General features: G+C 42.6%; 21 protein-coding genes. 7 read left to right on the top strand and 14 right to left on the bottom strand.

Annotated features, from left to right (window positions below; translation table 11 throughout):
- Positions 1-9: 9 nt before the first annotated feature.
- On the top strand, positions 10-1,008 hold the full coding sequence (locus ABJF11_RS06400) for a glycosyltransferase (RefSeq protein WP_348118863.1): 999 nt from the start codon (positions 10-12) through the stop codon (positions 1,006-1,008).
- 92 nt (positions 1,009-1,100) lie between these two features.
- Here ABJF11_RS06400 and ABJF11_RS06395 read toward each other — a convergent pair whose 3' ends face one another.
- The 3 genes from ABJF11_RS06395 to ABJF11_RS06385 all read right to left on the bottom strand — a co-directional run bounded on the left by ABJF11_RS06395 (position 1,101) and on the right by ABJF11_RS06385 (position 2,241).
- On the bottom strand, positions 1,101-1,301 hold the full coding sequence (locus ABJF11_RS06395; protein WP_348118862.1) for a hypothetical protein: 201 nt from the start codon (positions 1,299-1,301) through the stop codon (positions 1,101-1,103).
- 150 nt (positions 1,302-1,451) lie between these two features.
- The gene (locus tag ABJF11_RS06390) at positions 1,452-1,658 is read right to left on the bottom strand and encodes a hypothetical protein (protein WP_348118861.1); all 207 of its coding nucleotides are present in this window, start codon (positions 1,656-1,658) and stop codon (positions 1,452-1,454) included.
- A 199-nt stretch (positions 1,659-1,857) separates the two neighbouring features.
- On the bottom strand, positions 1,858-2,241 hold the full coding sequence (locus tag ABJF11_RS06385; protein WP_348118860.1) for a DUF4783 domain-containing protein: 384 nt from the start codon (positions 2,239-2,241) through the stop codon (positions 1,858-1,860).
- Positions 2,242-2,667: 426 nt separating this feature from the next.
- Between ABJF11_RS06385 and ABJF11_RS06380 the strand changes: the two genes are divergently transcribed.
- The gene (locus ABJF11_RS06380; protein ID WP_348118859.1) at positions 2,668-3,660 is read left to right on the top strand and encodes a DUF4407 domain-containing protein; all 993 of its coding nucleotides are present in this window, start codon (positions 2,668-2,670) and stop codon (positions 3,658-3,660) included.
- A gap of 40 nt (positions 3,661-3,700) precedes the next feature.
- Here ABJF11_RS06380 and ABJF11_RS06375 read toward each other — a convergent pair whose 3' ends face one another.
- The 5 genes from ABJF11_RS06375 to ABJF11_RS06355 form a co-directional block, all read right to left on the bottom strand.
- On the bottom strand, positions 3,701-4,414 hold the full coding sequence (locus tag ABJF11_RS06375; RefSeq protein ID WP_348118858.1) for a 2-phosphosulfolactate phosphatase: 714 nt from the start codon (positions 4,412-4,414) through the stop codon (positions 3,701-3,703).
- A 2-nt stretch (positions 4,415-4,416) separates the two neighbouring features.
- Complete coding sequence (gcvT, locus tag ABJF11_RS06370; protein WP_348118857.1) at positions 4,417-5,505, bottom strand: glycine cleavage system aminomethyltransferase GcvT; 1,089 nt, start codon at positions 5,503-5,505, stop codon at positions 4,417-4,419.
- A 147-nt stretch (positions 5,506-5,652) separates the two neighbouring features.
- Positions 5,653-7,860, bottom strand: coding sequence for a DUF6851 domain-containing protein (locus tag ABJF11_RS06365; RefSeq protein ID WP_348118856.1), 2,208 nt, complete (start codon positions 7,858-7,860; stop codon positions 5,653-5,655).
- A 43-nt stretch (positions 7,861-7,903) separates the two neighbouring features.
- On the bottom strand, positions 7,904-8,452 hold the full coding sequence (gene hslV / locus ABJF11_RS06360; RefSeq protein WP_348118854.1) for an ATP-dependent protease subunit HslV: 549 nt from the start codon (positions 8,450-8,452) through the stop codon (positions 7,904-7,906).
- A 70-nt stretch (positions 8,453-8,522) separates the two neighbouring features.
- The gene (locus ABJF11_RS06355) at positions 8,523-10,136 is read right to left on the bottom strand and encodes a 2-oxo acid dehydrogenase subunit E2 (RefSeq protein WP_348118853.1); all 1,614 of its coding nucleotides are present in this window, start codon (positions 10,134-10,136) and stop codon (positions 8,523-8,525) included.
- 242 nt (positions 10,137-10,378) lie between these two features.
- Between ABJF11_RS06355 and ABJF11_RS06350 the strand changes: the two genes are divergently transcribed.
- The 4 genes from ABJF11_RS06350 to ABJF11_RS06335 all read left to right on the top strand — a co-directional run bounded on the left by ABJF11_RS06350 (position 10,379) and on the right by ABJF11_RS06335 (position 14,451).
- On the top strand, positions 10,379-11,281 hold the full coding sequence (locus ABJF11_RS06350) for an alpha/beta fold hydrolase (RefSeq protein WP_348118851.1): 903 nt from the start codon (positions 10,379-10,381) through the stop codon (positions 11,279-11,281).
- 11 nt (positions 11,282-11,292) lie between these two features.
- Positions 11,293-11,994, top strand: coding sequence for an SOS response-associated peptidase family protein (locus tag ABJF11_RS06345; RefSeq protein WP_348118850.1), 702 nt, complete (start codon positions 11,293-11,295; stop codon positions 11,992-11,994).
- 108 nt (positions 11,995-12,102) lie between these two features.
- Positions 12,103-13,113, top strand: coding sequence for a beta-ketoacyl-ACP synthase III (locus tag ABJF11_RS06340; protein WP_348118984.1), 1,011 nt, complete (start codon positions 12,103-12,105; stop codon positions 13,111-13,113).
- Between the two features lie 69 nt (positions 13,114-13,182).
- The gene (locus tag ABJF11_RS06335) at positions 13,183-14,451 is read left to right on the top strand and encodes a toxin-antitoxin system YwqK family antitoxin (RefSeq protein WP_348118849.1); all 1,269 of its coding nucleotides are present in this window, start codon (positions 13,183-13,185) and stop codon (positions 14,449-14,451) included.
- On the opposite strand, the gene ABJF11_RS06330 is transcribed toward ABJF11_RS06335, so the two are convergent.
- Complete coding sequence (locus ABJF11_RS06330; protein WP_348118848.1) at positions 14,429-14,809, bottom strand: group III truncated hemoglobin; 381 nt, start codon at positions 14,807-14,809, stop codon at positions 14,429-14,431. The genes ABJF11_RS06335 and ABJF11_RS06330 overlap by 23 nt on opposite strands.
- Before the next feature lie 69 nt (positions 14,810-14,878).
- Positions 14,879-15,226: a MotA/TolQ/ExbB proton channel family protein gene (locus tag ABJF11_RS06325; RefSeq protein ID WP_348118846.1), complete on the bottom strand. Its 348-nt coding sequence runs from the start codon at positions 15,224-15,226 to the stop codon at positions 14,879-14,881.
- Between the two features lie 149 nt (positions 15,227-15,375).
- Between ABJF11_RS06325 and ABJF11_RS06320 the strand changes: the two genes are divergently transcribed.
- Positions 15,376-16,131, top strand: a complete 756-nt coding sequence (locus tag ABJF11_RS06320; RefSeq protein WP_348118845.1) for a LytTR family transcriptional regulator DNA-binding domain-containing protein — start codon at positions 15,376-15,378, stop codon at positions 16,129-16,131.
- 1 nt (position 16,132) lies between these two features.
- Here the strand turns inward: ABJF11_RS06320 and ABJF11_RS06315 are convergent, their stop codons facing one another.
- The 4 genes from ABJF11_RS06315 to ABJF11_RS06300 all read right to left on the bottom strand — a co-directional run bounded on the left by ABJF11_RS06315 (position 16,133) and on the right by ABJF11_RS06300 (position 19,032).
- Positions 16,133-16,570: a DinB family protein gene (locus ABJF11_RS06315; protein ID WP_348118844.1), complete on the bottom strand. Its 438-nt coding sequence runs from the start codon at positions 16,568-16,570 to the stop codon at positions 16,133-16,135.
- A gap of 99 nt (positions 16,571-16,669) precedes the next feature.
- Positions 16,670-17,386, bottom strand: a complete 717-nt coding sequence (locus tag ABJF11_RS06310; protein ID WP_348118843.1) for a hypothetical protein — start codon at positions 17,384-17,386, stop codon at positions 16,670-16,672.
- A 65-nt stretch (positions 17,387-17,451) separates the two neighbouring features.
- Positions 17,452-18,378, bottom strand: a complete 927-nt coding sequence (locus tag ABJF11_RS06305; protein ID WP_348118842.1) for an AraC family transcriptional regulator — start codon at positions 18,376-18,378, stop codon at positions 17,452-17,454.
- A 51-nt stretch (positions 18,379-18,429) separates the two neighbouring features.
- The gene (locus ABJF11_RS06300; RefSeq protein WP_348118841.1) at positions 18,430-19,032 is read right to left on the bottom strand and encodes a trimeric intracellular cation channel family protein; all 603 of its coding nucleotides are present in this window, start codon (positions 19,030-19,032) and stop codon (positions 18,430-18,432) included.
- Between the last annotated feature and the right edge of the window lie 4 nt (positions 19,033-19,036).

The following is a 19,036-nucleotide window of genomic DNA, read 5'->3' as shown; positions in this document are numbered from 1 at the left end:
TGTCCGCCTATGAGCAATCCAAAATATTCTATAATCATTCCGGTATTTGACCGGCCCGATGAGATGCGGGAAATGCTGGACAGCTTAGCGTCACAGACTCAGCGGCTTTTTGAAATCATTTTGGTTGAAGATGGCTCTGAGTTGCGTTCTGATTTTTTGGTGGATCAGTATGACCTTCCAATTCGATACTATTATAAACCTAATAGTGGTCCGGGTGATAGTCGCAATTTTGGCATGGAAAAGGCCAGCGGCGACTACCTACTTTTTTTTGATTCGGATTGCGTACTTCCGGCAAACTACTTCGAAAAATTGGATGAGGCATTATTAGAGCATAGCCCTGACGCTTTTGGCGGCCCAGATTCGGCACATCCATCGTTTTCTACAGTTCAGAAGGCCATCAACTATGCGATGACGTCATTCTTTACTACGGGAGGCATCAGAGGAGGTAAAAAGCAGTTAGATACGTATCAGCCTCGCAGCTTCAATATGGGTTTTTCGAGAGCCGTATATGATAAAATTGGTGGTTTTTCTGACATTCATCCTGGAGAAGATCCGGATCTTAGTTTTCGGATTATGAAGGCAGGCTTCAAGATAGCATTGATCGGTGAAGCTTTTGTTTATCACAAAAGAAGAATTGATTTCAACAAATTTTTTAAGCAGGTATATAAATTTGGTGTTGTAAGGGTCATTCTCAACCGCTGGCATCCGGGTACCTCCAAATTGGTATATTTTCTACCGTCCGTTTTCCTAATTGGAGTGACAGGCCTCTTTGCGCTTTCATTTCTTACCTCAGGTATGAGCTTGATTCCTTTGGTCTGCTATGGAGGGTTGATATTCTTGGATGCGGTGAGAAAAAATAGTCTGCGGGTAGCTATGATGGCTGTTCCGGCTTCATTTATTCAGTTGATAGGATATGGAGTAGGATTTATTAGGTCTCAACTAAAACTCAATCTTCTGGGTCAGTCTGAGCGAACGGCATTTCCATCCTTCTTTTTTACAAAAAAATAAACCCCGACAAAAGCCGGGGTTCGTTTATTAACACTATTCCTGCCGTCTACAGGATAAGCTATGAGAAAAAGGTTGCTATTTCAGTCATGGTTTTAAACCACCATGAGAGGTTCTCCTTTGGCAATGTTTAGCTCACTGATAATCTTAGTGGCTAACACTTTGTCGTCTCCGGTAAATTCCATCAGAATAGTCAGGGCGTCTCCCAAATCACTGTTCTGCTTCAAGGATTTAAAATCCAGAGAACTTCCGTACTCATACTTTTTGGTTACAGAATTATACCAAATAAGATGCATGCCAAATTGTTTAACGTTACAAATAAACCTAAATCCTAGTGTTCGAATCTGCCAGTTTTCTTTACTCAACTGCCAATTTCTCAGCTTGTATTAAAAACGAACCGTCCTTAATACTAAGGTAAACACCACGATTCAACCAACTTTTTCGATCTAAGAGGCAATTCTTACGATGGATTGCGTATTTGCAATGTTCAATTGCTGAATGATCTTGCTAGCCAGTGACTTTGAATCCTTGTCAAATTCCATAAGCACCGTATATGCTTTAGGGTTTTGCGCTCCTTCTATTTCTGTATTAAAAGAAGCTACGTTGCCGTACTTGTATTCACATAGGTCAGGGTTGTACCATATAAAATGCATGATTTGTTTCATTTTGTAATACTCCAAAGTAAGACTTATTGAAATTTACATGTCTGCCAAAAGAATTAACTATTCTGACAAAATGAGCTGCCAAATGCTGTCAGGATTATGAATAGTTCGAGAAAGCTTTAAAAAGCTGCCGCTAAACTTTATTTTTCTGACACTTCTAAGATTTGAGGGCGGAAATGGGTATTTCTGATTACTCCTTGTTGAAATTCATGGTATCCACCACATATTTCCCATTTACTTCTTTGAGAAGGATAACGACTCGAAAGGAGCCGGTTTTTGCATTGTACATGCCGATGTTGTATTTGAGACCCTCGGGAGAGGAGCCTTTGTGGATGTAATCAAAGTTGTCTACCTGATTTTGTTGGAAAAAATCTCGCAAGATAGATTCAGCCTGAATTTTACTGTAGTTGGCTCCTGCATCATCTATTTTCAATTCCGTTACTTCATTGAAATATTTGATCAATTCTTTAGCACTTCCGGCATTCAAGGCAAGCTTCACATTATCAGTCGTGGACTGTCCAAAGCTCATAAAACCGACAAAAAATACACAGATAAAAAGTATTGATTTTTTCATTTTAAAGATTTTGCAATTCGTTGCGAATATTATGCCAACTGCACTAAAATTAGAGCATTTAAAGTGTCATTCAAATTTTGATCATGGAAATAATGCGGATATCGTCTATTTACACTCCAACAATTTTTCGTGACGCTCGTTTATTTTTCTAAAATTCTTAAATATGAAAATCTTACTTTGGTTTATTTTATTAGTGATATGTTGGCCTGTGGCACTAGCTATACTCTTTATGTATCCGCTCATTTGGCTCATTCTATTACCCTTTAGGCTTGTCGGGATTGCAGTGGATGGAGTGTTTGCTTTTATTAGAGCACTCTTTTTATTGCCAGCTAGAATACTTTCTTAGCCTTTTTTTTTGGTTATCTATTATGTATTAACAGGAACTGGCTAATGCATAATAATATTATTAGGTCTAAACTCACTCTCATGAAATCAATTGAACGATTCTTTAGCTATTGCTCAGGGGCATCTATTACCCTACTCAAAAGATGCCCAATAGAAACCAGCAAGTATGTTGGTATTGGAGCAACTATTTTCTTTACCGGCTGCCTGGCGGCACTTTCTTCCTCATATGCCATGTACTTTGTTTTCGACAGCGTAGTGCTACCGATTGCGTTTGGTCTGGTATGGGGACTGATGATCTTCAATTTGGATCGGGTGATTGTTCTCAGCATGCGCAAATCGGAGTTGGGGGGCAGCGAATGGCTTCAAGCGCTACCAAGACTCATGCTTGCTGTATTAATTGCATTGGTTATTTCCAAACCCCTGGAACTGAAAATATTTGAAAAAGAAATAGCGACGGAGCTGATGCTCATGCAGCAAGAAATCATGATGCAAAATGAAAAAGCAGTCGCTATTCGATATGAAACACAACTCGATTCGCTGAATAATGAAAAGCAGATGTTGGCTTCGCGCCTTCAAGAAAAGTTCGATAAGCGAGATGCTTTACTTGATTTGGCTCGACAGGAGGCAGACGGCACTGGTGGATCTGGCAAGGTAAATCCTGGGCCTATCTATATGATTAAAAAGAAGAATGCAGATTTGGCTCAAAAAGAGCTAGAGGATCTAATCCGGATATCTGAACAGCAGGGAGGAGATATCGATCACCAACTCAGCCTACTCTCTGTGTTAAAATCGAAAGAGATAAGCACATTGGAGTTGGCTGATATTAATGGAATTTCTTTTCAGCTAACTGCGTTGGATCGACTGGGAGACAAGTATACAGTAGTTTCTTTGGCCAATTGGTTTATCATTTTACTATTTATTGTGCTAGAGGTCTCCCCAATCCTTGTCAAAGTGCTGTCTCAAAGAGGCCCATATGACGATTTACTAGAAGTACATGAGAGACAATTTGAAGCTTATCGCAAAGAGAAAATGAGTGTCATCGACAACCGACTGGAAGAATTGGCCGTGTCTTAGGCCATGTCACTTTTTATGGATAATCGATTTTTCGGACTGCTTAGATATTTGCTAGTACCAGTTTTTTCCCTTCCAACTTTGGCACCAAGTCATATACGTTATGACTTACACAAAACTCGATGTCCTTGATGATGTTCAGTTTATTTAGCCGTTTGGCATGAGCCGAGTTTTTCACAGTCTCAAAAAGGTTGTCCTTAGCAGACTGGTAATACTTGAGTGCCATATGGGCCGTATCGCATGCCAGATCGTGGCTTGCCGTAAGTAACTCAACCATGTTGCCAGCGAATAAGGTGTCTTCCATATTCACTTTGCCTTTCCAACCGGCACAATGCACGATCACATCTTTGTCTTGAGATACGATATAGTCAGCTACGGATTGGATGTTGAGAAAGGCTCCAACCAGCACCTGGTCTGCAGCAGTCGATTTGGTGATCGCCAATGTCCCGTTGGTCGTAGTAATCACAATCGGTTTACCAAGTATACTATCATTCATGTAGTTGAGCGGGGAGTTGTCCAGTGGGAATCCTTCTACCGGAGCGCCACCTCGTTCTGCGGCACACAGAAATCCCTGATCGAGAAAAGCCTGAGCTTCCTCTAATGTGGCCACTGGTATGATTTCCGAAGCCCCATTTGCCAGTGCAGTGACCATGACGGAAGTAGCGCGGAGAATATCGACTACAACTACGATTTTACCCTCCAGATCATACAATCCGATTAATTCCGGTGAAAGGCAAACTTCAATTTTCTTCTTCAAATCTATTTTTTGTAGAGTGGTAATTTGGTGACGATGGCTTTTAAAGATTTATTTCTAACCTTGATGAAAATCTCGCTGTCAGCCTTATGATGACCGACCTTGACATATCCCAGCCCAACACCGACGCCCATAGAAGGAGACATCGTACCAGAGGTCACTTCTCCGATCACCTGATCATCAGCATCAGTTATTTCATAGTGCCCCCTTGGAATCCCTTTGTCTTCCATAATGAACCCTACCAGTCGGCGGGTTACACCTTCTTCTTTTTGCTTCGCAAGATTGGCTGAATTTACAAAGTCCTTGGTGAATTTGGTCACCCAGCCCAGTCCAGCTTCTAGCGGAGAAGTTGTGTCAGTGATGTCATTGCCATATAGGCAATATCCCATCTCAAGTCTGAGGGTATCTCTGGCGCCAAGTCCGATGGGTAGAATTCCAAATTCTTCGCCAGCTTCAAATACTTTTTTCCAAACTGCTTCGGCATCCTTGTTTTTTACATACAGTTCGAAGCCTCCTGCGCCTGTGTATCCTGTTGCAGAGATAATCACATCGCTGATTCCCGCTAGCTCACCGATCACGAATGTGTAAAATTTGATGGCTGAAAGATCCTGGTCTGTTATTTTTTGCAAGGTCTCGACTGCTTTTGGTCCTTGTACTGCAAATAGCGAGTACTCATCAGACTGATTAGTCATTTTCACCCCTTCGGTGTTGTACTTGGAGATCCAGTTCCAGTCCTTTTCGATGTTAGAGGCATTTACCACAAGGAAATACTTCTCATCTGCCATTTTGTATATAATCAGATCATCTACTATGCCACCGTCCTCGTTAGGCAGGCAAGAATACTGTGCCTGGCCATCTTCAAGTTTGGAAGCGTCATTGCTACTTACCTTTTGGATCAAATCCAGTGCTTTTGGCCCTTCGAGCAAAAATTCACCCATGTGCGAAACATCGAATACGCCTACACCTTCGCGTACCTGATTATGCTCTTCTTTGTCTGAGCTGTATCTCACTGGCATATCATATCCGGCAAAAGGAACCATTTTTCCGCCGAGTGCGACGTGGAGGTCATTGAGTGCAATCTTCTTTGTATTCATCGTTTTTTATGTTTTGTTTTAGTCACCAAAACAGGCAGGCAAATGTAGCCAATAGCTTTATAGACCGAAAATATCTCTGAATCAAATCATGATTATTTTGGATCAAAAGGGGAAAAGGTCAATTTGATATTGACTTGCGCTATAAAATTATCGTTGGATGGATATCTTGTGCTTCTCAGTGTAATCGTTTGTATCGACCACGAGGTAATAGATACCATTGCGAAGACCCTCACTTTTGAGAATAAAATGCTGAATATATCCAACATTTTCTTCTAGCACTAAATGGCCTGAGGCATTGTACAAAGAGATTTTTTTATGAAGATCGTCTGGTTTTTTGATATACAAGTTGATCTCATCACCACTCTGCGCTCCTATAGGATTGGGTCCGATGGTTGTACGGGCTACTTCTAAGGGTACGTCTTCGTCTTTTATCTCACCTCTGAAGTAGCGCTCAGCATGCGCGAACGCTTTTGTTCCTATCTTATGGCCAATCAATCTTCCCGGAATATCGTCGACTGGAGGGTGGATGCCACCCCAAATTCTAGATAGGCTACATTGATCTGAGGCATCAAAATACTTGGCCCATTGTAGGGTGATATGCTCACTTGGGCCTTTTTCGAAAATCAGAAATCTATCCTTCAGTGCTTTAAATTCACCAATTCCTCCAGGAAAATACTCACTTCCAGTGATGGCACTCATGATCTCTGCTGCTGCTCGTGAAAAAGTAGAATGACCAGAAACATATCCGGCAAATGGCGGAGTTACAAAAGTGGGGCGTTGGTAGGGTTGCCATCTACCACCAGCTATCCAATCTACGCTAAGTTCGTCGTCGCCTCCCTGATAATATCTGCCTGGAACCTTCCACGCTCTGATTTTGATAAGATTTTCAACATCTCCGTATTCGTTGAGTGGGTCGTCAGCAGTTATTAATTCTATTTGATTTGGAATCAGAGGCAATCCCATTTGATGATAGGAGGGCAGTTCAGGATCAGTGCACTGTCCTAACTCAGACATATACCGAATGGCTGATATGGGTCGGATGTAGTCATAAAAACCTTTGATTCCCCAAGCGGTGATAGCAGCATCGTGCATTGCACCCCCTAGGGCAAAATATGATTTAACGTTCCATTCCAAGGCATCCATAGGTACTTCTGTGTCATTGTATTTTCTCTCAAACGCGGGGTGATCATTGACGTAATTGAGGAGGACAAACCAATGACCGGGAGGAGTCTCAGAGTCCGGCCCGTCTGCCCAAAACTCCGCAAGCACTCTTGCATAATCTGCTCGAAGGACGTTTTGTGGTGTATAAGGCAGGCCGGTTATAGGATTGAGATCATAACCCAGGCTGATATCACCCCCATTTTCGAAATCATAAAAATCCTGAAGACCAGCTACGTTGACGGGCAAATCTTCAAGAGTAATGTTGCCAATGGAAGCTGGCGAAATGTCCCATCGCACACTATCTCGAGGGTCAAGATGTGATGACCATTGAGCCACAAGGCTAAAACCCCATTGATAATCTAACCGCTCTAGATTGTTGATCGCATCGAGGTAGGGTGGTTTTCCCGGGTCGTGACTTACCAGATAGGTATGGCCATCTCTTTCTTTAATTGTTATGTCATTCTCATCGAGTGCGAAGGGGACCACCTGACCCCATTCTGGACCGACAAACTCTGGTGTAGTGCTCCCTTCATCTATGCCAGATTGTCCAATAAACTGATCAAACCCCAAAGGCTGCCAACGATTTGGGTTGGACAGCTCAGCAGTACCATAGGACTCCGGAAACATGGGTTCGTTTATAGATTGATAGATCCTATTGGCATAGTCATTTTCTTCATTGGAACCATCCGTCAATCCAAAGAGGATGACCTGCTGAGCAATGTAGTTACCCAGATCTGCAGGATTGTTTTGATAATTTTCTGTTTGTTGGTAATCCGAGTTCAGCCCAAGACGGTTCATGAGTGTGAGACTTAGATTTTCAACTGTTGCGAACCCAGGAGAGTGCTGAAATCGGTGTTGTATCAACCGAAAGGCAGCATAGCTAATGGCCGCCTCGCGGGATTCGGTGACAGAACTATTTCCGGGTACAGCTGTGCCTTTGTACTCAAAAAAGTAGCCCCGATGGTTGTGCGCTAGAAAGTAGGTCGAGGCTGTCTGGTCATAGGCCGCCCATGCGTCGTACATAGCGGCTGAAATATGAAATAAATTTCGAGCGTGCACGGTTGGTCGAGCAAGATCATTTCTGATGGCCTCCAGTAATATTTCATTCCATTCGCGTGCAACGGATTGCGCCTGAACCTGTCCTGCTTGAAGCAGCAGTAAGAGGAGGAGAGCTGAGCAGAATGACTTCAACATTTAATAAAAATAGCTTATATCAAAAAAAGCTACCAAACATTTATCAGACTTTCTCTATGACTAGATTATGATTGGTATAAATGCAGATATCTGCTGCGATGTTCAGACTTTCTCTGACCATTTCTTCAGCAGTCAATTTATCTCCTGCGTGTTTTTTCAGAGCTAGTGCTGCCGACTGTGCATACATGCTGCCAGAGCCTATTACGGCAATGTCGTTGTCTGGTTCCAGTACGTCTCCAGTACCGGAGACCACTAGAATTTCGTCTTTGTCAGCCACAATCAGCATGGCCTCCAGCTTGCGGAGATATCGATCCATCCTCCAATCTTTGGCCAATTCGATAGCGGCTCTTTTCATGTTGCCACCATATGAGTTTAACTTCTCATCCATGCGCTCCAGTAGTGTGAAGGCATCAGCTGTCGATCCGGCAAACCCGGTTACAATCTTCCCATCCTGTAGTTTTCGTATTTTTTTCACATTGCTTTTCGCAACGGTATTACCTAATGTAGCCTGGCCATCTGCGCCTATGGCTACTTGTCCATTGTGTTTGATCGCACAGACTGTGGTTGATTTTATTTTTGGGAATTTCGACATATGATCTGTTTAATAGAAAAAGACGAATAAAAAAAGGAGAGGTTATCCTCTCCTTAATAAAATAATTTAATTAGATCAGGATTCTAACCGGGTCTTCAATAAATCCTTTTAGTGTTTGCAAGAAGGCAGAGCCTACAGCTCCATCCACTGTCCTGTGATCGCAGGTCAGAGTGATCTTCATGACATTGCCAGGTACAATTTCACCATTCTTTACTACTGGGATTTGTTTAATACCTCCTACGGCGAGAATACAAGATTCTGGCGCATTAATGATAGAAGTGAATTGCTCTATACCAAACATACCCAGATTGGATACAGTAAAGGTATTGCCCTGCATTTCATCCAGTTGGATTTTCTTGGCCTTGGCCTTCGCTCCAAACTCTTTGACCTCTGTTGAGATCTGAGCCAGGCTTTTGGTATCCGCAAACTTCACAACTGGCACGACTAGTCCTTCTGGTGTAGCCATGGCCACTCCAATACTGATGTGATGATTTTTGCGAATACTGTTGGTGTCGCTGATCCAGTAGGTATTTACATCTGGATGCTGGCGAAGTGCTGCGGCTACTGCCTTTACGATGATATCATTGAAAGAAATCTTCACAGGAGCCAGCTCGTTGATGCTGGTTCTCGCTTCTATCGTCTTGTCCATGTCTATTTCCATGGTCAGATAGAAGTGCGGTGCACCAAATTGGCTGGCTGTCACCCCTTTGGCTATCGCTTTTCTCATCTGCGTAGCAGGTATATCTTCATAGCTTTCTACTCCGATATTTGCGGAAGCTACTCCTGAGGCACTGCCAGCTGCAGAAGGCACAAAAGATTCTACATCTCTTTTTATGACTCTTCCACCGTCACCAGTGCCAGGTATTTGTGCAATATCCACCCCTTTTTCACTCGCTAATTTTTTTGCTAACGGACTGGCTATTACGCGTCCGTTGGACTGTGCTGCTGGCTGTGCAGGCACAGCTGTTGTGGGAGCCGAATTTGCAGCCGGCGGTGCAGAAGTGGCTGGTGCCGCTTCCTTTTTTTCTTCTACTGCCGGTGCAGCAGCACTAGCTGCTTCAGCCTTTAGCAAAGTTTCATAGTCGGCTCCTTTTTCACCAATGATGGCAATCACACCATCTACAGGTACACCGTTGCCGGCTTGTACTGCTTGGTAAAGAAGTACGCCATCATCATATGATTCGAGCTCCATGGTGGCTTTGTCAGTCTCGACTTCCGCCAAAATATCTCCAGATTTCACACTGTCGCCTACATTTTTGATCCAAGAAGAGATCACCCCTTCTGTCATGGTATCGCTCATCTTAGGCATCTTGATCACTTGCGCGTTGATCCCAGAGGTATCGATGCTTTCCTGACTAGCTGCTGCTGGTGCTGCTTCTTGTGCGGGCTCTGCAGCTGCTGGTGCCGGAGCGGACAAACTGGCAAGCAGGTCATCTATTTTTTCTCCTTTTTCTCCGATAATGGCAATTACTCCGTCTACCGGTACCGCAGATTTCTCTGCCACGCCGATATGTAGTAAAACTCCGTCGTCGTACGACTCTAGTTCCATAGTCGCCTTGTCCGTTTCTACTTCTGCAAGAATATCACCGGATTTTACATCATCCCCAACTTTTTTTAGCCAAGATGCAATCACCCCTTCTTCCATGGTGTCGCTCATCTTAGGCATCTTTATTACTTCCGCCATTGTTTTTGATTATTTGAAAATGGAAAGGCTAAATTAGCCTGAATTAGCCCTTTAATCAAATTTATCTATTCTGAAAATTTTGATGGTTACAATCCACCCCTTGAAAAAATATAGTTTTTGAAAATTATGGTGGGGAATTTTTTTAAATTTTAAATTTGAGCCAAAAAAACGAGCTGTAATTTCCAATGCCAATAATTCCATCCTCAGATTATAAAAAACCAAAACTTCTATTTAATAGACACTTGGAAACCATTATCCCGGGGATTACCCGCAAGGTGAAAGGCTTGCCTACATTCGAATCAATTCGCATCCCTACTCCTGACCAGGATTTTCTTGATCTGGATTGGTACAAAGCTGATACCGATCGGCTACTGATCCTATCACACGGACTGGAGGGAGACAGCCATAGACCCTATATTGAGGGCATGGTCAAGCGATTTCATAACGAAGGTTGGAATGTGATCGCCTGGAACTATCGAGGTTGTAGCGGTGAGATGAATGATACCGCAAGGTTTTATCACAGTGGTGCGACACAGGATTTGAATACACTGGTAAACTATGCTCTTACCCTTGGTATTCCTAATATCACGCTTGGTGGGTTTAGCCTTGGCGGAAATCTAACATTGAAGTATCTGGGCGAAGAAAAGCGAGATGAGCGGATCAAATCTGCTTTTGTTTTTTCGGTTCCGATAGACCTGAAAGGATGCTGTCATGAAATCGACAAGCCACACAATTTTTTATACTGCAATAGATTTTTGAAGTCCTTGAAAATGAAAGGAAAGGCCAAAAATGAAAAACTGCCTGGCGCAATTGATCTTGAAAAATTAATGCAGGTTGAGAACATGTATCAATTCGACAGCGTAGTCACGGCACCGCTGCATGGATTCGATTCGGCGGATGACTATTATGCTAAGTGCAGCGCTCGTAATTTTATCGAAGGAATCCAGGTTCCAACACTTTTGGTCAATGCGCTGAATGATCCATTTCTTTCAGAATCGTGCTTTGAGCAAACAAAATTCAAATCTTCCAAAAATGTTTATTTCGAGATGCCTAAATTTGGAGGTCACGTTGGTTTTTCGTCAATAGGAAGTGGAGGCATTTTCTGGTCTGAACAGCGGGCGTTTGAATTCATCAACCAGCACTAGAGAATTAATCTATGATAGACAGGTACGCGATATACTCGGATTTTAAAGAAATCAATGCTAGATATGGGCTAAAAGGCGAGGAGTTTACCGTGCCAAACTATAATGCGGCGCCCTCTCAACAGCTGCCTGTGGTAAGCGACGCCAACAAAGGAGAGATTTCTTTTTTGTACTGGGGTGCTAGCAAAGAATGGTCAAACAACAAGAGCATTTCACCTAAGTTGCTTACCTGTGACCGTGACCAACTCTTATCCAAGACTACTCTAAAGACAGCTCTAGAGAAACGTAGGTGCCTTATCCCTGTCAACGGATTTTACCTCTGGAAGCAGTACAGTAAAAAAAGAAAAACACCACATTACTTTTACAACCCTTCCCAGACACTATTTAGCTTGCCTGGCATTTGGGAGGATAACGAAGACATGGATGGTAACACGCACTACACCTTCAAGATCATAGAAGTACCTAATTACATAGGAATGGCGGAGTTTGGTGTAGCTATGCCAGGCATTATTCCTGTAGACCTTGAGCAGAAATGGCTCGATAGCTACTCCACTGAGGAGGAACTTTTGCAGATTCTGAATAATACGGAGGCCTTAGGCGCTATCAGTCATCATCCGGTCTCGCCTCATATCACCAATCCGGGAAACAATACGGCTGATCTCATCAAACCACAATCTTCTGTGGACCAGCTGGGTAACTATACGCTATTTGAGTGAGTGTGATCTGTAAGGATAATTTCTTATTAGACTGTTGAAATTAAAAATGATACTTACGATATTGTGAACCGCCCACTATTTTAGTGTGTGAACCCAAAAATGAAAATGATGAAAAGTGCAAAAATTATAGGCATGGGTCACTATGTGCCAGATAATGTGGTGACCAACCAACAACTAGAACCGCTCATGGACACCAATGACGCCTGGATTCAGGAACGTACAGGTATAAAGGAGCGTAGACACATCGTACCAGGTGGAGAGGATACCACATCGAGCATGGCTACGAAAGCTTCTCGGATGGCTATTGAGAAAGCAGGTATTGAGGTAGATGACATTGATTTCATCGTTTTTGCAACGCTCAGTCCAGATTATTACTTTCCAGGACCCGGAGTGATGGTCCAGCAACAGCTTGGTTTCAAAAAGGAAATTGGTGCAATCGATATTAGGAACCAGTGTTCTGGGTTTGTATATGGGATTTCGGTGGCTGATCAATTCATCAAGACAGGCATGTACAAAACTGTACTGGTGGTTGGCAGTGAGGTGCATAGCGGAGGACTTGATTTTACTACAAGAGGCCGTGGGGTATCAGTGATCTTTGGTGACGGTGCAGGGGCTGCGATTCTACAGGCTACAGATGAGGAAGGAAAGGGTGTATTATCAACTCACTTGCATTCTGAAGGCCAGCATGCAGAGGAACTTTCCCTTATAGGTCCTTCTACGACGGACTGGGTACCGAATTATATCAGTAGAAATGATCCTGAGGATATCAGATATTATCCTTATATGAATGGAAACTTCGTTTTCAAACATGCGGTTGTTCGGTTTCAGCAGGTCATACAGGAAGCACTGGCACAAAATGGCTACGAGGCAAGCGATATCGATATGCTCATACCACATCAGGCCAATTTGAGGATAAGCCAGTTTATTCAAAAGCAAATGAAGCTGGGTGACGACCAGGTATTCAACAACATTCAGAAATATGGAAACACGACAGCGGCATCTATTCCGCTCGCGCTAAGTGAGGCGGTGTCTGAAGGAAAGGTGAAAAGTGGAGATTTAGTCTGTTTGGCTGCCTTCGGGAGTGGATTTACCTGGGCCTCTGCACTGATTCGTTGGTAAAATTCTTTAGATTTTTGAGTAACCTAGCACGTTAATTGTTTTGCTTTGCGCCAAACGAAAATTTTCTATATGCTGGTAAAGAAACTTATTCTCATATGCTCACTATTTACGTTGCTGCCTAGCCTATCTAATGCACAAAATTTTTATCTGGAAGTACCCCTAGATACTACCTATTCTGCAAAAGGCCAGGTGGTGAATAATAATAGAATAGGCAAATGGACTTTTGAAAATGCCAAGGCAAAGTCTGTTGTCTCTGGATATTATGAAAATGGGCAACCAGATAGTGTCTGGTATAAGTATCGAAACTACATTATCTCTGAAGCCATTCTCCTTGAACAAGGTCAAAAAAACGGACCTTACAATACTTATGACAAATATGGCGAGCTCGTATCATCATCACAGTTCAAAAATGATATCCTGGACGGAAAGTATTTTGAGTACTACGACAACGGTCAGGTAGGACTCTCTGGCTACTACAAAGCCGGAAAGAAGGATAGTATCTGGACGGAATATTCGGCCTTGGGAAACAAAAACTTCGAGCAGTTTTATGAAGAGGACCTCCCTGTAGGTACCTGGAAGTACTATCACCCCAGTGGTCGCTTGGCCAGAACGGAAACCTATGCATCCGGTCTGCTAAATGGCAAGGTCGAAGAATATCATTACAACCAGAACAAGACCCTATCCGCGGAGTATAAAAATGGGTTGCTTGACGGTAAATACGTTGAATATTTCAACGATGGTTCATTGAGCGTGGAAGGCAGTTACAAGTCAAATTTGAAAACTGGAACTTGGGTCAGCATGACCACGGCAGGTGGCATGTTTTCCATTGGGGAATATAGGGCCGGCCAGAAGCAGAAGCTCTGGAAATACTTCTATGAATCAGGAGGACTACAGCTGGAAGGTAAGTACAAAAATGATCTCAGAGATGGACAATGGATTGAGTACTATCCCTCTGGTAAACTAAAATCCATAGGGTCCTATCAGGCGGACTTTAAAAATGGACTATGGGGTCACTTTTATGAAAATGAGCAATTGATCCAGGACGAGAATTGGAAACATGGACAACTGATGGATGTAAGTGACTACTTCTCAGAACAAGGCGAAGTGCTGCCCAAAGGCTCTTTGAAAAGTGGCAACGGGACTAGAAACATATATTATCTCAATGGTGAACTGCAGATAAAAGAAACCTATCTCAATGGGTTGGCTCATGGAGCATGGATCACCTACCATGACAACGGTAAAATTGCCTCAGAGGAGTATTATCAAAATGGTGAACCTTTCGGAAAATGGAAGTATTATAATAGGAAAGGGAAATTTAAGAGCTCTCGGAGTTTTTGATTTTGATAAGCATGACTGTGGCGATAGATCGTGCACGCTGTTTTGCCATTTCTGCTTTCTCACCTTCATACCTCTTATCTATCGTCTGACAAAACACTTCTACCCAGCGATCAAAATGTGCCTGAGTCATCGGTGACTTCTCGTGCATGGCGACATGTGGTGTGATCGGGTTGCCTTTGTATTTGGCCTGATGGAATAAGGTGGTTTCCCAGAAGTCAGCAATTTTTGGAAGGTGATGATCAAGGTCCAGGCTGACTACCTCCGTAAAGAAATATCCTATCTGCGGATCGACCATGATTTTCTTGTAGAAATCAAGAATGAGTTGGTCTATATCTGCTCTGTTTAGTATGTCGTTCATAGTGTTAGGACTGCCCAAAGATAACACCGTATCCTGGACAATCCATGTAGTGCAGATGACTAAAAGTCGTTAGGTCTTTGGCATAGCTTTTAATCCAAACCACATCAAATAACTCAATATAAAGATGACCATTCCATAAATGCTTGTGATGGAAGAGACTCGAATGCCACCTGCTAATATTGCCGCCGATACAGATTCTACTTCGCTGATGTGCTGTAACGCACTGTACAAACCAATAAACTGACCCAGCAGCCCAAATATTAGTGCGAATAGGCCTATGGACTTGATCATTTCCATTTGATCTGCCGCCTTGGATTTTCGCAGTATCAGATACAAGAAAAACCCAATATTGGTGGCTAAGGTGAGCGTAAGGATGCTCATAAATAGAATACCGCCTTCAAATAATAAATCAATCATGTTGTTTCTTTTTTTGTTAATATAATATTTGTCTCAAAACTAGGCGGTGGCAGGTAGGCTACCTATGTAGAATCCGGTGCTAAACCAGTCAGTCATCGATAAACTAATGGACTGTGAAGATATTTGGCGAATTTTGAAAGAAAAAATCAATGAAGTTAAAATGGCATGCGGCTTTTTGGATTGCGGTATACGTTGCCCTGATCCTATTGTATGGCAATGCCTTCGAAGGCTATCTATACTCTATTTATTTTGTTAGCATCCTATTCCCCGTAGTGATAGGTACAGCTTACTGCTTCAATTTCTATCTCGTACCAAAATATCTTATGGTAGGCAGAAAGAAGACTTTCATACTCTATTTTGTCTATCTGCTAATCGTGGCGGCTTACTTGCAGATCGTTATGATTTTTCTCGCATTTATCTATCTGGCTAACTATCAGGTGCAGTCTATGCATCCATCTATACTTGATGTTTCCAATCTAAGTGTGACCCTTTTTGCTATTGTTTTCGCTCAAGGCTTTTTTATTCTGATCAGAAAGTATCAGAAGTCTGAGGCGAAAGTGGATGAATTGCATCTGCAACAAGAAAAAACACGACAGGGCTATTTGATTGTACGATCAGATCGAAAGCACAAAAAGGTCAATCATGGTGATATACTATATGTAGAAAGCTTTTCGGACTATGTGAAAATTCATATAGAAGATCAAAACTCACCGGTTACCACCAAAGCAAAGATCAGCCATATTGAAAACGAATTGCCAGCGAATTTTCTAAGGATACATCGATCTTTTATTGTCAATGTTGACAAAATAGCCACCTTCAATTCAGAATCCGTTACCATTGGAAATGACCAGTTGACAATCAGTCGTACTTATCAGCAAAAGGCCAAAAGCCAGCTGATTAAGTAGTCTAGCCAATTATTTTTTTCAAGTGATGGTTCATATGGACTAGGTAGTCCTCCATCAGAAACTGAAGCGTGGGCAGTTCGTCTTTTACTGGGATAGTCTTTTGCAGGTCCGAATCAGAAGTACCTTTCCAAACTACAGCGATTTGTAGGTTTAGCATTTTCCAAAGCAGCAGAATCGTATTTAAGTCTTGGGCTTGATAGTCGTTCGCTTTCACCCAAAAATCCTGATCGTAATAAAAATTAGTATGGTCTCCATATTGGATTCTTACAAATCTATGGATGTTGTTTAGTGCCGAATCTATCAAATGACCGAATACTTCTTTTTTGCTCCATTTGTCTGGAGCTGGTTTGTGATTCCAGGATTCAGTCTCTAAGGTTTCCAATTTCCTGAGCGTGCTTTCGATAATTTGATTCAATTCCTTGGATAGCAGATCAGTCATAGCGATTCATTTTTTTGTATCCAAAGATGATTGTTTTTTTTAGCCGTAAGGCACTCAATCCATGAATGAATTGAATGCCTTCTATCAAATTTTTGCATATCATCTGTCCGACTTCATGAGCAATTGCTTCAGAGAAAAGATGTGAAAATAATAAGCTATTGGTACTAGAATAGAGGGAAGAAAGATCACAGGAAACATACCGACCTCCGTATTGGCTGGCTCATTCATAAATACCCGCAGTGGGGTAGGCATGGACAGCACCGCAATCGCGAGGATGTTGGCAAGCAGGGCAAGCCCAAAAATATTCCAGCCGATAGCGAGTTTTTTGTTGAACCTGCCATTACCGAAAGCTATGTAAGCGACAAGTGGCGCGGTGAGACCCACGAGTATATCGAAATTTTTACCCTCAAAGGTCATTTGAATAGGGGTGACACCTGCCAGCAGCAACATCCAAAGCAAGATTTCGACGGGAACCCTGAATACTTGTATATTGAGGAGGTACCTAGGCGGAAGATCGCTCAGTATCTCCTTGGTAGCTGGTGATCTCATAATGAAAATCAACACGATGACGGGTATAATAACAAACAGCGCCGGTCTCGGCGGTAATGAGTCAAAGTCTGACGAGAATCCAGTCAATGACGCAATAGTGACCAACAAAATCCATAACCCCAGGAAGAGCAAAAATTTTGTTAGAATAGACTTGCGTCTCTTGGCCTCAAAATTTCTCAGACCAAAATTCAATCCTTTATAAATGAAAACTAAGCACACAAGTGTGAGTGCAACAAAAGAAACTTGAGCAATCAAATGATAGTTCATGGTAAACCTTATTTAGTACAAGCCAAAAGTAGGTAGCTAAATACAGACAAAGATGACCAAAATTGCTAATTATTAGCCTGGAGCACAGAGGGTCGTTGACCGGTCAATTGATAGATCATTCTGCTCAACGAACTGCCATTTTCGATCCCTACTTGTTGCGCAACAAGATAAAGGGGCATGTTGTTTTTTTGGATGAGTGCAATCGCTTTTTGCAAACGAACCCTCTTGAGATATTGATGAGGGGAGAGTCCGAAGATCGCTTTGAAAACCCTGAGGAAATGAAATTTTGAGAGCATTGCAACAGTGGCTAATCGGTCCAATGTAATATGCTCAGCATAGCTGGCATGAATGTAATCTATGGATAAATAGATTCTTCTGACCAGCTCGGTTTTGGTAGAAGACTTGATTTCCGAAATATTTTGGATTTGCCGAATATGAGCATTGTTGGCATAGAGTAGGTGAGCTAGTAAGTGATACAAGCTTTCCTCTTTTTTTTCGCTTTGATAAGAATCCTCAACTTCTTTGACTAACGCATTGAAATCTGCATCACGAAAATTGCTGCGGATGGACAATCCATGGTCAGTATGATTAAGAGTTGTTCGATCCAACAATCCCTCGTGAGGATTGCTCAGCGAGTGAACCACGTCCTGATAGAGTTGGTCTCCAAAATGAATGTTGAAAGTTTCGGTATTTTCTCGCTCATGGATCAACAAATCATAGTGCTGCCCACTGTTGCTTGTCACGTAAGTCTCATCACTTAAAACGATGGTTTTTTGATCACAGGTGACGACACTTTTGCCGGATTTATTTAGAAATAAAGAAAATGGGCCTTTGATGTCTTTGCGCTCTACCTGCTTGGTAGTCACATTCAAAATGGCGGTCGGCCATCCGGTATTAGGTAATGGCTTTTTATCCCACGACTCACGAAGTTCGAAATTTTGAGCGATGGCGGTCTTAAGCCAATGGATATCCGGAAATTCTTTTATAAGCATAGAATAATCAATAATACGGAAAATCCGCGAGCGGGATTAGTCGATCTGTATTTACTTGATACCAGGCAGGCCCCAGCCTCGTTTGACCGCTAAAAAACGAATGCTCATCACCACTGCTATAGATACCCAAAGACTCCAGGTTTCGGGCAGATTAGACAAGGTCAACGCATAGTACAAGGAGCCTCCTGCCAGACAGGCCGTTGCATAGATTTCTTTCCTAAAAATTAATGGGATTCTGTTAGAAAGCACGTCACGTAGTACTCCGCCAAAAGCTGCCGAAACAGCTCCCATCATAATAGCCACGCCGGGGGACAACCCGAAGGACAATGTTTTCTGCACGCCCAAGACAGCGAACAGCCCTAAGCCGATGGTATCAAACAAAAACATAGTCCTGGTGAGCCTTATAATCCACTTTTTGAATAGATAGCAGAAAACTAAAGCTGCGAGAACAGTATACAAATAGTTTGAATCTAGCATCCAGCCCACTGGCTGACTTCCGATGAGCATGTCTCTCAGCGTGCCACCACCCAATGCGGTGATCAAGGCGATTACGGCGGAGCCAAAGGCATCCATTTTCCTTTCTGAAGCAGTGAGTGCTCCAGAGATGGCAAAAACAAAAGTACCGATGATGTTGAGGGCGTATATTAAATCCACAAGT

This window comes from Reichenbachiella sp., assembly GCF_039941815.1.
Taxonomy (GTDB): Bacteria; Bacteroidota; Bacteroidia; order Cytophagales; family Cyclobacteriaceae; genus Reichenbachiella.
The sequence above is the reverse complement of the archived record's forward strand: the minus strand, read 5'-3'. Positions and strand labels throughout refer to the sequence as shown.

Coding starts and splice junctions, on each gene's coding strand:
- ABJF11_RS06385 (WP_348118860.1), bottom strand. CDS start 2,241: ATGAAAAAATCAATACTTTTTATCTGTGTATTTTTTGTCGGTTTTATG.
- ABJF11_RS06320 (WP_348118845.1), top strand. CDS start 15,376: ATGAAGTTAAAATGGCATGCGGCTTTTTGGATTGCGGTATACGTTGCC.
- ABJF11_RS06395 (WP_348118862.1), bottom strand. CDS start 1,301: ATGCATCTTATTTGGTATAATTCTGTAACCAAAAAGTATGAGTACGGA.
- ABJF11_RS06340 (WP_348118984.1), top strand. CDS start 12,103: ATGAAAAGTGCAAAAATTATAGGCATGGGTCACTATGTGCCAGATAAT.
- ABJF11_RS06310 (WP_348118843.1), bottom strand. CDS start 17,386: ATGAACTATCATTTGATTGCTCAAGTTTCTTTTGTTGCACTCACACTT.
- ABJF11_RS06355 (WP_348118853.1), bottom strand. CDS start 10,136: ATGGCGGAAGTAATAAAGATGCCTAAGATGAGCGACACCATGGAAGAA.
- ABJF11_RS06345 (WP_348118850.1), top strand. CDS start 11,293: ATGATAGACAGGTACGCGATATACTCGGATTTTAAAGAAATCAATGCT.
- gcvT (WP_348118857.1), bottom strand. CDS start 5,505: ATGAATACAAAGAAGATTGCACTCAATGACCTCCACGTCGCACTCGGC.
- ABJF11_RS06325 (WP_348118846.1), bottom strand. CDS start 15,226: ATGATTGATTTATTATTTGAAGGCGGTATTCTATTTATGAGCATCCTT.
- ABJF11_RS06400 (WP_348118863.1), top strand. CDS start 10: ATGAGCAATCCAAAATATTCTATAATCATTCCGGTATTTGACCGGCCC.
- ABJF11_RS06315 (WP_348118844.1), bottom strand. CDS start 16,570: ATGACTGATCTGCTATCCAAGGAATTGAATCAAATTATCGAAAGCACG.
- ABJF11_RS06380 (WP_348118859.1), top strand. CDS start 2,668: ATGAAATCAATTGAACGATTCTTTAGCTATTGCTCAGGGGCATCTATT.
- hslV (WP_348118854.1), bottom strand. CDS start 8,452: ATGTCGAAATTCCCAAAAATAAAATCAACCACAGTCTGTGCGATCAAA.
- ABJF11_RS06365 (WP_348118856.1), bottom strand. CDS start 7,860: ATGTTGAAGTCATTCTGCTCAGCTCTCCTCCTCTTACTGCTGCTTCAA.
- ABJF11_RS06335 (WP_348118849.1), top strand. CDS start 13,183: ATGCTGGTAAAGAAACTTATTCTCATATGCTCACTATTTACGTTGCTG.
- ABJF11_RS06330 (WP_348118848.1), bottom strand. CDS start 14,809: ATGAACGACATACTAAACAGAGCAGATATAGACCAACTCATTCTTGAT.
- ABJF11_RS06305 (WP_348118842.1), bottom strand. CDS start 18,378: ATGCTTATAAAAGAATTTCCGGATATCCATTGGCTTAAGACCGCCATC.
- ABJF11_RS06390 (WP_348118861.1), bottom strand. CDS start 1,658: ATGCATTTTATATGGTACAACCCTGACCTATGTGAATACAAGTACGGC.